This is a genomic window from Mucilaginibacter sp., assembly GCF_039207105.1.
Classification (GTDB): domain Bacteria; phylum Bacteroidota; class Bacteroidia; order Sphingobacteriales; family Sphingobacteriaceae; genus Mucilaginibacter.
Genome location: NZ_JBCECK010000130.1, coordinates 1 through 14,035 on the forward strand (window position 1 = coordinate 1; position 14,035 = coordinate 14,035).

At 42.3% G+C, this 14,035-nt stretch carries 8 protein-coding genes; 7 read left to right on the plus strand and 1 reads right to left on the minus strand.

Annotation, left to right across the window (positions count from 1 at the left end):
- Positions 1-273 precede the first annotated feature (273 nt).
- A complete protein-coding gene (locus AAGC65_RS20005; protein WP_343114233.1) occupies positions 274-852 on the minus strand; it encodes an XRE family transcriptional regulator in 579 nt (192 codons plus the stop codon).
- 192 nt (positions 853-1,044) lie between these two features.
- On the opposite strand from AAGC65_RS20005, the gene AAGC65_RS20010 reads away from it, so the two are divergent.
- From AAGC65_RS20010 to AAGC65_RS20040, 7 genes are all read left to right on the plus strand, one after another.
- Positions 1,045-1,629 (plus strand): phosphonate degradation HD-domain oxygenase, encoded by a 585-nt coding sequence (locus AAGC65_RS20010; RefSeq protein ID WP_343114234.1) that lies wholly within the window; start codon positions 1,045-1,047, stop codon positions 1,627-1,629.
- A gap of 179 nt (positions 1,630-1,808) precedes the next feature.
- Complete coding sequence (locus AAGC65_RS20015) at positions 1,809-5,093, plus strand: SusC/RagA family TonB-linked outer membrane protein (RefSeq protein WP_343114235.1); 3,285 nt, start codon at positions 1,809-1,811, stop codon at positions 5,091-5,093.
- Between the two features lie 18 nt (positions 5,094-5,111).
- Positions 5,112-6,713: a SusD/RagB family nutrient-binding outer membrane lipoprotein gene (locus tag AAGC65_RS20020; protein ID WP_343114236.1), complete on the plus strand. Its 1,602-nt coding sequence runs from the start codon at positions 5,112-5,114 to the stop codon at positions 6,711-6,713.
- Positions 6,714-6,806: 93 nt separating this feature from the next.
- Complete coding sequence (locus tag AAGC65_RS20025; RefSeq protein ID WP_343114237.1) at positions 6,807-7,901, plus strand: alkaline phosphatase family protein; 1,095 nt, start codon at positions 6,807-6,809, stop codon at positions 7,899-7,901.
- 26 nt (positions 7,902-7,927) lie between these two features.
- Positions 7,928-10,666 carry a hypothetical protein gene (locus AAGC65_RS20030; RefSeq protein ID WP_343114238.1) on the plus strand — a complete coding sequence of 913 codons (2,739 nt, stop codon included), beginning with the start codon at positions 7,928-7,930 and terminating at the stop codon, positions 10,664-10,666.
- A gap of 5 nt (positions 10,667-10,671) precedes the next feature.
- The gene (locus tag AAGC65_RS20035) at positions 10,672-11,493 is read left to right on the plus strand and encodes a glycerophosphodiester phosphodiesterase family protein (RefSeq protein WP_343114239.1); all 822 of its coding nucleotides are present in this window, start codon (positions 10,672-10,674) and stop codon (positions 11,491-11,493) included.
- A gap of 310 nt (positions 11,494-11,803) precedes the next feature.
- Positions 11,804-13,477 carry a glycosyltransferase family 39 protein gene (locus AAGC65_RS20040; RefSeq protein ID WP_343114240.1) on the plus strand — a complete coding sequence of 558 codons (1,674 nt, stop codon included), beginning with the start codon at positions 11,804-11,806 and terminating at the stop codon, positions 13,475-13,477.
- Positions 13,478-14,035 lie beyond the last annotated feature (558 nt).

Genomic DNA, 14,035 nt, shown 5'->3' on the forward strand with positions numbered 1-14,035 from the left:
ATACCAAACTAAGTTAGTGTTAAGGTTGGGTTAAGGGGAGTATAGCATTAAAAATAATATCCTTACGAAGAGGAACAACGAAGCAATCGCGAATTTGTCTGAACCATGATTAAACTGATTTATCGAATTATAGGATTACTTTAATTTTTTAAAATCGTAATAATCCCTTAATCCTCAAAATCGTGGTTCAGACAAATTCGCGATTGCCACGCTACGCTCGCAATGACAAATTTTAGCGATGTCGGGCTGAGTATTCTCACTATTGAAAAATCCCTATTTCTTCTCCTCAAAAAAATAAATCACCAGCATGATGGCAGTTACCTTACCCAAATTTTTGGGGGTATGTGGGATGCGGCCGTCAAACAGCATAGAGTCGCCCTGGTGCAGGGTTATTTTATCGTCATTAAACTGGTATTCAACTTCGCCCTGCAAAATGTATTTATATTCAAAGGCATCGGTTTCAACCAGTGGGCGGGTGGCATTTGGCTCGAGTTCTAAGATAACAATATCAACAGTTGACTGCGTAATCGATTGAGTAAAAATACGTTGATAATGAAAGCCCAGCGCATGTTCCTTCTCAAAGTGCTCGTACTCAGTTTTACGTTTTACTAAAACAGGAAGATGATCGGTTTTGGCCCGGATATCTTTAAAAAACTCGTTCAAGTCAATCTCCAGTGATTTAACAATATCAATTAATACAATGAGCGACGGTATGGTGCGGCTGTTTTCAATTTGTGATATGAGCCCCTTACTAACATTAGCCCTGATGGCCAGTTCCTGTACAGTAATGTTTTTTTCGCGGCGGCGTTCCTTGATCCGGTTACTGATCTGTATCAGTATGTCTTCTTCCATTATATTGTATATATGTATATCAATTACTGCCCGAAAGTAGAATTACAAAATCAAAAGTCAAAATTCAAAAAAGTTAATACTTTGTTAAAAAAAGAAATCGAAGAAAGTTAATGTTAAGCTGAGGGCATATTTCATAAACATTTAATATTTTAATAATGTATAGGCCTTTTATTTGCAAACAAAAACCAAGTTATGACTTTCTCTCAGTATAATCCCCAGGCCGTTGTTAACGAAGTATTTTCGCTTTACGAAAAGTTTGGTAACGAAGATTATATTGGCGAACCCGTTTCGCAACTGGAGCATATGTCGCAGGCAGCCGCTCTGGCCCAGGCCGAAGGCTATGACGACGAAGTGGTACTGGCTGCTTTTTTTCATGACATTGGCCATTTATGTGCCGATAATGATGAGGTGGAAAGCATGGATGGCATGGGTAATGTTGATCATGAAAAATTGGGATCAGACTATTTGCTGGAGCGTGGTTTTTCTGAAAGGGTAGCCAACCTGGTACAAGGACACGTAATTGCTAAACGATACCTCACCTATAAGTATCCTGAATATTATAATCGCCTGTCTGACGCCAGCAAAGGCACGCTTGAATTTCAGGGTGGAGTAATGACCGAAGAAGAAGCCAGTGATTTTGAGCTTAATCCCGATGCAGAACTTATTGTACGCCTGCGCTATTGGGATGATATGGCTAAAGAAATGAATGTGCCGGTAAATAACATTGAGCAATTAAAGGCTATGGCCCTTGAACACTTACAACTGGTAAACAGTTGATAGTACGTATTAATTTTTTGTAAGGTAAGTGTAATTCCGTTGTTACATAAATCAGCTGCTTAACGCAGGGTGAACATAAGATTAAGCATAGCTTAATACTAAATTGGTTTACTAATAATAAACAAAGTTTAGTATTGCTGCATGAAAAAATCTATCCCCTCACCCTTAAATTTTAGCAGATGAACAAGTTTTACCTGAGATTGAAAACCATTATTACGGTTTTACTATTTTGCGTGGCCCCATCTATTTTATTTGGACAAACCAAAATAAGCGGAACAGTAACCGACGAAAACCACTTGCCGCTCCCAGGGGTGAGTGTAATGTTAAAAGACCAGAAAAAAGGTACCATTACCGATGTTGACGGTCATTACTTTATTACAGCATCTTCTGGCCAAACCCTCACCTTTACGTTTATAGGTTATGCCCCGCAAAACGTAACAGTGGCCGATAAAGCTGTTATCAACGTGAGTATGAACGGCAATAACAAAACACTTAACGAGGTTGTGGTAACAGCCCTTGGTGTTAAAAAAGAAACACGCCGCATTGGTTACGCTTTACAAGCGGTAAACGGCTCCGACGTAACTATGGCCCGCGACCCTAACCCTATTACCGGTTTAACAGGTAAGGTAGCAGGTTTATCAGTAGGTGCATCTGCCGAGTTATTAGGTAACCCTTCGGTATTAATAAGAGGTAACGCGGTAACATTATATGTTGTTGATGGTTTCCCGATCAATACAGATACCTACAACATCAGCCCTGATGATATTGAAACCTACACCGTATTAAAAGGCCCTGCCGCAGCGGCTTTATATGGTAGCCGTGCTCAATATGGCGCTATTTTAATTACCACCAAAAAAGGCGATAAAAACAAAAAAGGCTTAACAGTTGATATAAATAGCAGTACAGTTTTAAACAAAGGCTTCCTGGCATTTCCACGTACCCAAAATTCATTTGGTGCAGGCGAAAACACCTTTTATACCTTTGTTGATGGTAAAGGAGGTGCACCAGGTGGTGTAGATAGCGATTACGACGTTTGGGGCCCGTACTTTGCAGGTCAGCTGATAGCACAATATGACAGCCCGATTGATCCTACAACAGGCAAACGCATACCAACGCCATATACAGCCCGCGGTAAAGATAACCTGAAAAACTTTTTACAAACAGGTGTTCAAACCAATAATAACATTTCATTAGGCTCCGTAGGCGATAACTATGTGACCCGTTTATCTGTTTCGCAACAGCACCAAACCAGCTACATCCCTGCGCAATACCTGGATATAGCCAATGCTAACTTTTACGCTTCATTTAACCCGACTTCAAAGTTGAAATTTGAGGCCAACGTTGATTTCAACAGACAATCAACTGATAACTTCCCTGATGTGGAGTACGGTCCTAACAGTATTATTTATAACATAGCTATCTGGACTGGTGCCGATTGGAATATTAATGCACCTGATATTAAAAATATATGGGCTCCGGGTAAAGAAGGTGTGCAATCTGTATTTGCAGAGTACACCCGTTATCATAACCCCTATTTATTAGCCGAAAAATGGACAAGAGGGCATTATAAAAACGATACCTATGGGTATATATCAGGTAATTACAAGTTTAACGATAACCTGAACGTAACCTTACGCTCACAAATTGATACTTATTCAATTTTACGTACAGAGGATCTGCCATTTTCAGCTCACCCTTACGGTCGTGAAGGTAATCAGGGCGACTATCGCGAAGATCGCCGTAACCTGTTTGACAACAATACGGAGTTGATGGTTAATTATAACTATACCATTGCCAAGTTTTTGAATTTATCAGGTTTAGTTGGTTCAAACTTGCGTAGTTTTAAATATAACTCCAGCTGGGTATCAACTGATTACTTGAACGTACCTGAAGTTTATTCATTCAGCAATTCAAAAAACCCAATTCAGGCCACAAGCTTTAATTCGGCCGAAAGACAATTAAGTTACTACGCTTCAATGGATGCTTCTTTTGGTAAGTATGCTACTTTATCAGGTACTTTCCGCAGGGAAAGATCAAGCGCGTTCCAAAACGTTACAACTTATAGTTATCCAAGCGCATCTGCAGCTACCGTTTTATCTGATTATATTAAGTTTCCGGATGTAATTTCATTTGTCAAACTACGCGGATCGTACGCTAATATCAGAAGTGATGCAACCAGCCCTACAATTGGCCCGGCTCCTTTCAGTTCTATAACAGCATATGGAGGCAGTACAGGCCCTTCACTGTTTGATAACCCATTGGGTTACGGATCTACCTATGGATCGCCATATAATGGTCCAAATTACGCGTTAAATGGATCGTATTCTGTAAGTAAACCTTATAATAATCAAACGGCAGCTTCGGCCAGCGAGTATTTGTATCAGCAATCTCTTAAAACATTTACCCGTGTAAACTATGAAGAGGGTTTTGATATTAAATTTTTGCAAAACCGTTTAGGTTTTAGCGCAACAGCTTTTCAATACATTGATGGTCCGCAAATTCTGGCAAATCCAATTTCTACAGCTACAGGATATACCACTTTGTTCCTGAACGCATTAAAAACTAAAAAAACAGGTTACGAAGGATCAATTGAGGGTACACCTATCAAAAACTTAGGTGGCTTTACCTGGAATGTATTGGTTAACTTATCAACCTTTAAAGATGTTTATGAAGAGCTGCCTCCGGGCCAAAGTACTTATCAGCAATTCTTTAAACAAGGTGATCGTACTGATAAATTATATGGTACCGCATTTGCCCGTACACCTCAAGGTCAGATTATTAATGATGCCGCTGGTAAACCGCTTATATTGCCGGTTGCACAATACCTGGGTAATGAGAACGCCAAATTTGCCTGGAGCATATCAAATAAATTACGTTACAAAAACTTCAACATGGGTTTCCAGTTTGATGGTTCTGTAGGTGGTGTAATTATTGATTACATGCACAACAAGAGTATGCGTGGTGGTTCAAACATTGAAACTGCTACAGGAGCACTTGGCGATGCCCGTTATAAAGACTGGCAAAATTTTGGTAAAGCAGGCTATAATGGCAGCTACGTAGGTGAGGGTGTTACCGTATCAAACGGAGCATCAATTAACTATGATCCGGTAACTGGTAAAATAACCAACTACAGCGCGCTGCAATACTCACCTAATAAGCAAACCGCATTTGTTCAGGATTATGTTAGTAAGTATTACAATGCCGACGAATCAAACCTGATGAGCAAAACTTTCTCCAAACTGCGCGAAGTAACTTTTGGCTATGATTTTCCTAAAAAATGGTTAGATAAATCATTCATTAAAAGAGCTTCATTATCAATTTACGGGCGTAACCTGCTGTATTTCTACGGCGACAAACGCTTTAAGGATGTGGATTTAGATCAATACAATGCAGCTTCTTCAAGTACTGTTCTGCAATCGCCAACAGTACGTAGCTATGGTGTAAACTTAAATGTATCATTCTAATTAAAATCAATCATAATCATGAAAAAGATATTTAGAATTTGCTTACTGCCGGTATTAGCGATATCACTTACAGTAACAGGATGTAAAAAGAGCTTTGAGGACCTTACTAAAAATAATAACGTGCCAAACACCGTGCCTGCATCGCTTTTATTTAACGGTATAGTTAATAACCTGGCCGATTTTCCTCAAAGCAGTAAAGAGATTTATTGCCAGTATTACCTGTATAACTATGATTATTATGGTAATAACCGTTATGATAGTTTTGCCAACGGTGGAGATAATTATTACGGCACTCTTAAAAACGTTGTAGCTATGGAAAAGGAGGCTGCTGCTTCTGGCGGAGCTGCTGTAAATCCGTATGAGGCATTAGGTAAATTTTTCCGGGCTTATTTCTTCACCAAAATGAGTTTGGAAGAAGGTGATATTCCGATGACCGATGCTTTAAAGGGCCTGGATAATCTTACTCCTGCCTATGATAGTCAAAAAACGGTAATGACACAGGCATTAGCTTGGCTGGAAAGCGCCAATAGTGATTTGGCTCAATTGATAAAAGACCCTGCCGTAGGTGGTGTTGGTGTTGGTGCTACTTTAGACAACGATATTTACTTTGGTAATGATCTTACCAAATGGCAAAAAACAGTAAATACATTCCGTGTTAGGTTATTGCTGGCTTTAAGCAAAAAAACTGCTGATATTGATGTAAAAACTCAATTTAGCAATATTATAGGTCACCCCGATCAATATCCTTTGATGACAAGTAGTGATGACAACCTGCAATATAAGTTTGTTTCGCCAACTAATTACTATCCTCAAACTCCGGATAACTTTGGTCAAAACGGTTCAAGACAAAACATGTCAGCAACTTATGTAGGCTTACTTACCAAGTTTAAAGACCCTCGTGTATTTGTAACTGCCGAGCCATCACGTTACAGCGTTGATACTTTAAAAATAAGTCCAACCAGCTTTGATGCCTTTATTGGTGCCGATCCGGGACTTGACCTTGGTGTAATGTATAACAATGCTACCCTGCAACGTTACTCGTTCATGAACCGTAAGCACTTCTTTTCAACCTATACCGGCGAGCCGGCTATACAAGTTGGTTATCCTGAGCTGATGTTTAACATTGCTGAAGGTATTAACCTGGGCTGGGCAAGCGGTGATGCTGAAGCTTACTATATTAAAGGCATACAGGCTTCGTTCCAATCATATGCTATTCCTACAACAGGTACTTTAACAGCTTATTTTTATCGTCCCGGCGCAACAAAAGGCCCTGCAGATCAATCAAGCTATGATACCTACCCGATTAACGTAAATTGGAATACGTATTACGGCCAATCTGCTATTAAATACGCAGGTGGAGCCAACGGCCGCACGCAAATATTGCAGCAAAGGTACCTGGCATTGTTCCGCCACTCAGGTCTGGAATCATACTTTACTTATCGTCGTACCGCGGTTCCAACCTTTACAGTAGGTCCGGGTACAGGTAACAGTACCCGTATACCACTGCGTTTTGAATATCCAACTTCAGAAAGAACGGTTAATGCTACCAACTATAACAAAGCATTAAGCCAGTTTGGAGGCACCGATGATATAAACGGTGTAATGTGGATACTACAATAATAACATGAACAAAAACTAAATACCAACAAGGCTTCCCTGCATAGCAGGGAGGCCTTTGTTAAATTATATCAAACTATAAAACAATCTACGCACATGAAAAAACTGATCCTGATGCTGTTACTCTCTGCATCATTTACCACTCTGTTTGCCCAAAAACACAAAACCGAGAATGTTATCATTGTAACTATTGATGGTTTACGCTGGCAGGAGATTTTCCGCGGCGCTGATTCGGCACTGATCAACTCTAAGGAAACTAATGATAAAGCCGAGGTTCGTAAAAATTATTGGACAGACGCTGCAAATGATCGCCGTAAAATGCTGTTGCCGTTCTTCTGGTCAACCATAGTTGAACATGGCCAGCTATACGGCAACCGCGATATCGGCAGTAAGGATGAGGTGGCAAACCCCTACCATTTCTCGTACCCTGGCTATAACGAAATATTTACCGGTTTCCCTGATCCGCGTATGAATACCAACGAGGCCATTACCAATCCTAACATGAACGTGTTGGAGTTTTTAAACAAGCAAAAAGGCTTTACAGGCAAAGTAGCGGCTTTTTCATCATGGGAAAGGTTTACGCAGATATTGAATACCCAGCGTTCGGGCATTGTTAATAATTCGGGTTACATGAAGCTGAACACACCGGGCATGAATGACCGCTTAACCTTTTTAAATGAGATACAAAATGAAGGCCCTCATTTTCTGGGCGATTCTACCCGTATTGATTACCTGACCTTTGAGTTTGCCAAAACTTATATGAAACAATACAAACCGCGTGCCTTGTACGTAGCTTTTGACGAACCAGATGATATGGCGCATGGCGGTAACTACAAATTTTACCTTGACCGCATCCGTCAGGAAGATGACTATATCAAACAACTGTGGGATTTTGTACAAACCGATCCGGCCTACAAAAACAAAACAACCCTTATAGTTACCTGCGATCATGGCCGCGGTGAAGTGCCTTTGCTTACCTGGAGAAATCACGGTAAAGAAACCCCAAATTCTGAACAAACCTGGTTTGCCGTTATAGGCCCGGATACCCCTGCCTCCGGCGAAATGAAATTACCAACAACAACTTATCATAAACAACTGGCACAAACCATTGCAAACCTGTTAGGCTTTGATTTTAAAGCGGCTGCAGGCCATGAGGTTGGCGATGCTATTGGCAGTGTAAGCGGCAAATAATTATTCAGCATTAATAGTTTATCATCATGTGTAGTAAAACCCTCCTATCCTTAGTTATTTGTTTAAGTACCTGCATGGTTTCATTTGCGCAAAAGCAAGTGAGTTATTTGCAGGTTCCAGGTGCCGGTCAGTTTTGTACCATTAACCAGGGTGGCGTATCCGTTTTGCCAAGTGGCCGGTTTATAACGCCCGCGGGCAATACCATACGGATTACACATGATCCTTTTGGTTTGTCCATATCGCCCGATGGGAAAAAGGCGGTAACCCTGCATAACGGAGTTATTGAAATTATCGATCTGCCGTCGATGAAATCATTAAGGGTACCCAGTTACGACAAGAAAATAAAATCGCCCTTAGCAAAAGGTTCATTTCTTGGTGTAGCCTTTTCGCCCGATTCTAAAACCTTGTACTTAAGCGGCGGTGATGATGGCTCTGTTGTTATTTACGATGCTGAAAAATTTGAGCGGGTAGATTCATTATCCCTAAATGGTAAAGTTGCAGGTACGGATTATGAAGATAGTTTTACTTCAGATCTGCAATTAAACACAGCCAATAATGAACTATTGGTACTTGACCGCGGAAACTTCCGCTTGGTGAGACTTGATCTGAACAGCAAAAAAATTACCGCCTCCATTAATGTTGGTCGCCAGCCTTTTGGCTTGTCTTTAAGTCCGGATAAAAAAACTGCTTTTGTAGCCAATGTGGGTATGTATTCCTATCCGCTGATTACCGGTGCTACCCCTCAAAATGCAGATTCGCTCCGCATATCGCACCACCCTTATGGCGATAATACCAAAGAATCACGCGAGGGAACGGTCATTGAAGGTCGCAAGATACCCGGTGTAGGCGATCCGTTAGCGCCCGAGGCCATGAGCGTATTCACCATTGATCTGGCTACCAGCAAAGTTGTAGATAGATTTAAAACCGGTCATCAGATAGGGCAAATGCTGGAAGACGCGGAGGTAACCGGCGGCGCAAGTCCCAACTCCATTGCTGTGGGTAATAATTATGCCTATGTAACCAACGCCACCAATGATAACATTACCATTATTGATTACAAGAATCATAAACTACTGGGCGATATTCCGATCAAGGTTGATAGCCGTATTGATAAATACCGCGGGCTATTGCCGTTTGGTATTTGTTTAAGCAAGGATGAAAAAACCTTGTATGTAGCCTTATTGGGTTTTAATGCCGTTGCCGTAATTGATGTGCCGACTAAAACCACCAAAGGGCTGATCCCGACGGGTTGGGGAACTTCGCGGGTAAAACTATCTGCCGATGAAAAGGAAATGTACATTACCTCATGCCGGGGCTATGGCGCCGGGCCAAACGGAGGTAAAGGCTTTGTTTCGCCACCGCAGGGTACTTATATTGGCGACATCCAATTAGGTACATTTCAAAAAGTACCCGTACCTGATCAGGCCCAGCTGGCAACCTATACTAAGCAGGTTATTGGCAATACGTTTATCAGCAAAAGCGTACCTGTGGCTACCAGCAATCCCTTACCGGTATTGCCGGGTTCATCGCCCACCCCTATCAAATACATTGTTTACATCACCAAAGAGAATCGCACTTACGATGAAGTGCTGGGCCAGTTAAAAAACGCCAAAGGCGACAGCACCCTGGCACGTTTTGGCGTTAACTGCGAATATACTTTGCCCGATGCCTTACGCGTAAAACTACCGGGCTTACAGGTAGCTCCCAACCACCTGAAAGCCGCGCAGCAATTCGCTTTTTCAGATAATTATTATTGCGACAGCGATGCCTCTATACATGGTCACCACTGGATGATGGGCGTTATTCCGAACGAGTGGGTTGAGGCCAACTCCAACGTAAGCAAAACGGCTAAATTATTTTCAAAGGCGCCAGGTCGTCGCTTTCCGGGTTCAACCGGCAGCATGGATCCGGAGGACTTTGCCGAAACCGGCGGTCTTTGGGAAGCCTTGGAAAGAAAACACGTAGAATTTTACAACTTTGGCGAAGCCAATGAAACGGCACACGTACGCGAAGAATGGCGGGATACCACCACCGGAGCTGCGCACCTGGTGATGGTGCCGATGCAAAAGGCGTTATTTACCAGAACAAGCCACAACTATGCCGGCTTTAATACCAATATTCCCGATCAGTTCAGGATGGACCAATTTGAGGGTGAGTTCACCAAAATGTGGATCAAGGGCAAGCAAAAAATGCCGTCACTGATAACCATGCAGGTCCCAAATGATCATGGAGCTAATGTAAGACCAGACGACGGATACCCTTACAGGCAATCATACATGGCTGATAATGATTTGGCTGTTGGCCGCATCCTGCATTTTTTATCGCGTACCAAATACTGGAAAAACATGCTGGTAGTTATTACCGAGGATGATCCGCAAGGCGGTGTTGACCATGTGGATGCGCACCGGTCGATATTAATGCTGGCCGGACCCTATGTTAAAAAAGGCTATGTGAGCCATACGCATGCCAACTTTGGGTCGATATTAAAAACTATTTACAATATACTCGGTGTGCCGTATGTAAACCAATATGATGTTACGGCTACCTTATTACAGGACTTTTTTACAGACAAGCCCGATTTTACACCCTACACCTTCGTAAAGAGCGATACCCGGATATTTGACCCCCAAAAGGCAATGAGCCGATATAACAAAACTATCGATTGGCGCAAAATTGAAAAGGGTCCGGAAATGGATGATGAAGATCGTGAAAGGGAAGATCATTACAAACAAAAAGGCTCGGCTAAAGCAATTGATAAAGACTAAACGGAATGAAATTTCTTTTAATAACACCCCTTGTTCTTTTACTATTATCAGGTAATGATAACTGGCAGCCCAACCCGGCGCCGGTATCAAAACATAAATTCATTGTGGCCGCCCACCGGGGCGACCACGTGATTTATCCTGAAAACACCCTGGAGGCATACCGCGAAGCCATTAAGAACGAAGCCGACTATATAGAGATAGATCTCCGGACTACGAAAGATGGCGAACTTATCAGCATGCACGATGGCAGCGTAAACCGCATGACCAACGGTCAGGGTTTAATAAAGGATCTCACCCTTGCCGAACTGCAACAGTTAAAGGTGAAAAGCAGGGACACTACCGACAAGCAGATCTATCGCATACCTACATTTAAAGAAATATTGCAGCTGTGCAAAAACAAGATCAATATTTATCTGGATTTTAAAGCCGCTGATCCTGCCCAGGCCTATGCCATGATCAAACAATATGGCATGGAAAAACATGTGCTGGTTTACATCAACAGCGCCCAACAGTTCGCCGGCTGGCGCATGACTGCACCCAAAATGCCGCTGATGCTGAGCCTGCCTGATAGTGTTAAAACGGTTGCTTCAATGGAAACTTTTATCAATAAATATCATGTGGACATTCTCGACGGAAGCTACAAACAGTACGATGCCGATATGGTAAAATTTGCTGAAAGCAAACGCGTACCCGTTTGGCCCGACATCCAAAGCTCGGGTGAAGGCCCTGCCGACTGGGATCAGGCCCTGGCAAAAGGTCTCTCCGGACTGCAAACCGATCATCCGGCAGCACTGGTAAAATATCTGAAAGAAAAGGGTTTGAGGTAGCCAGATATTAAAATTAATTATCATTCTGAGCATAGCGAAGAATCTACCCTGCCGCAAGCTTGTAGCTTGTGGCGTTACATGGTTTCAGCTTTCAGCTGAAGTAAGCTGAAAGCTTACTAAATGATTACCACGAGATACGCTTCGCTAATCTCGCGGTAGTAAAAAACTTCGTAAGTGTTTATTAACGGAATTTTTTAAAGTCTTACTCTTTAGGGGGAGATTTAGAGGGGGCCTTCACTACCTCAACCCATCCTTTCCTCCTACAGCTAAATCTGTTTATATTTACCGCCGCTTACCCAGGCTTTAATATATGCATCAACAAAACACCGCTAATCAAACCAAATGGCTTTACCTTTTTATAGGATTGGCCGTTTTATTAAACTTTAGCGGCTTGTTTATTACCATTATCGGCCCCGATGGCAATTTATACGCTACCATTGCCAAAACGATGGTGTTGCGTAACAACTACGCCGATCTTTACGCCTGGGGTAACGATTGGCTGGATAAGCCCCACTTTCCGTTTTGGGTTACCGCCCTGTTTTTTAAATGCTTTGGCTTTAGCACCTGGGCGTATAAGCTGCCAGGTATTTTGTTTGTGATAATGGGCGCGGTTTACACTTATCGCTTCGCAAAATCATTGTACAATAAACAGATAGCCTTATGGGCGGTATTGATATTGCTTACCTCACAGCATATTGTACTCTCCAATAATGATGTGCGTGCCGAGCCTTACTTAACCGGCCTCATCATTGCGGCGGTTTATTATTTTTATAAAGCGTATACCAATAATAGTCTTTGGCAATTGCTGCTGGGCTGCCTGTTTACCGCCTGCGCGGTGATGACCAAAGGCATGTTCGCGCTGATCACCATCGGCGGAGCAATTATAGGCCACTTGCTGATTACCCGGCAATGGAAACAGCTTTTTCACTGGCGATGGCTGCTGGCCATAGTAATGACGCTATTATTTATCATGCCCGAAATATGGTGCCTGTACCGCCAGTTTGATCTTCATCCCGAAAAAATAGTGTTCGGGCGTACAGGTGTATCGGGTATTAAATTCTTTTTCTGGGATAGTCAATTCGGGCGTTTTTTCAATACCGGACCAATTAAAGGTCATGGTGACCCGTCGTTTTTTATACATACCACGCTATGGGCATTTTTACCCTGGTCGCTGTTATTGTTCGCCGCTATATTCCAGTTTATCAAAAAAGGGATAAAAAATGTACAGATACAGGAATGGTACTGCCTGTGCGGATCAATGATAACCTTCCTGCTTTTTTCGGCTTCTAAATTTCAGTTGCCCCATTACATCGTGATCGTGTTCCCGTTTTTTGCAATTATTACGGCGCAGTATATTTTCGGCTTAACCTCTGCCAAAAGCGTTAAAGCGGTGCATGTTACTCAGATTATTGTAATAATCCTGATGCTGATAGCCATTGGCCTGCTACAATATTTTTATCAACCCGAAACCTTTGGCTGGCTACCCGGAATTATCCTGTTAGCCTTGCTTATTACATTGGTACTTGTGCCATCACGCATTGCCGAAGGTATGCAGCAAACTATACTGCATACTTTATTGGCTGCATTTATAATCAATGTATACCTTAATTTATGCTTTTATCCATCGTTGCTGCATTACCAATCTGGCAGTGAGGCGGCTATGTGGATCAACAAAAACAACCCGCAAAATCTCCCGGTTTTTATTGACGACGGCATGTTTCATGACGACATGATATTTTACCTCAACGCGCCGCTCACCGAACTCAAGCCCGATGCAAAAGGAGTTATAACAAGCCCTTCCCTGATGTATGCCAATACCGGTGTTGTTAATGATTATAAAGCCCGCGGCTGGAACCTCCGGGTGATCAAAACCTTTAAACGCTATCCGGTAACCCGCCTTAAACCTGCGTTTTTAAACAAGGCTACGCGTGATAAGGAGATCTCGGAAACGCAGGTGGTGCTGTTGCAGCCGATGAAACATTAATTACTTCTGACGAACATCCTGCTTTGATATTATCTAATCAGGAAGCTCCTATGGAGCTAAATCCCCTTCTATTGTTTTCTATAAACAAGGTACCCCTCTGGGGTAAAATACAAAGTTACATCTATGCAAACCCCAGTGGGGTATCCTGTTTATAGCTCTCTCCAGTAAGGTATTTTGGCTCCTTAGGAGCCTCCTTATTTCATGAATATTCTTGGCCATCAGCCTCAGGCCAATCTAAAATCCTTTAATCCAATAAATCTGTTCAATTCAGGTTCAGACAATGTTCACGTAAGGAAAATCGCCCCTCAAACAATATTTTTACAATATCAATATCCCGTTATTGCGCTAATACTCCGATATTGATACACAAACCAAATTCACTTACCCATTATGATGAAAAAAACAGCGTACACTACCGTGGCCCTCATGCTGCTGTGCCCGCTTTTGCTCCTGGCGCAAAGCGGCAAGGTTTACGACAACCTTACATTACCCAGTAAAATATTAAAAAGCGAGCGCAAATACGCCGTTTACCTGCCACCTGATTATGAAACATCGGGC

Bases quoted from the DNA above. Each gene is read 5' to 3' on its own strand.
- AAGC65_RS20010 (WP_343114234.1), top strand. From the start codon at position 1,045: ATGACTTTCTCTCAGTATAATCCCCAGGCCGTTGTTAACGAAGTATTT.
- AAGC65_RS20040 (WP_343114240.1), top strand. From the start codon at position 11,804: ATGCATCAACAAAACACCGCTAATCAAACCAAATGGCTTTACCTTTTT.
- AAGC65_RS20025 (WP_343114237.1), top strand. From the start codon at position 6,807: ATGAAAAAACTGATCCTGATGCTGTTACTCTCTGCATCATTTACCACT.
- AAGC65_RS20005 (WP_343114233.1), bottom strand. From the start codon at position 852: ATGGAAGAAGACATACTGATACAGATCAGTAACCGGATCAAGGAACGC.
- AAGC65_RS20020 (WP_343114236.1), top strand. From the start codon at position 5,112: ATGAAAAAGATATTTAGAATTTGCTTACTGCCGGTATTAGCGATATCA.
- AAGC65_RS20035 (WP_343114239.1), top strand. From the start codon at position 10,672: ATGAAATTTCTTTTAATAACACCCCTTGTTCTTTTACTATTATCAGGT.
- AAGC65_RS20030 (WP_343114238.1), top strand. From the start codon at position 7,928: ATGTGTAGTAAAACCCTCCTATCCTTAGTTATTTGTTTAAGTACCTGC.
- AAGC65_RS20015 (WP_343114235.1), top strand. From the start codon at position 1,809: ATGAACAAGTTTTACCTGAGATTGAAAACCATTATTACGGTTTTACTA.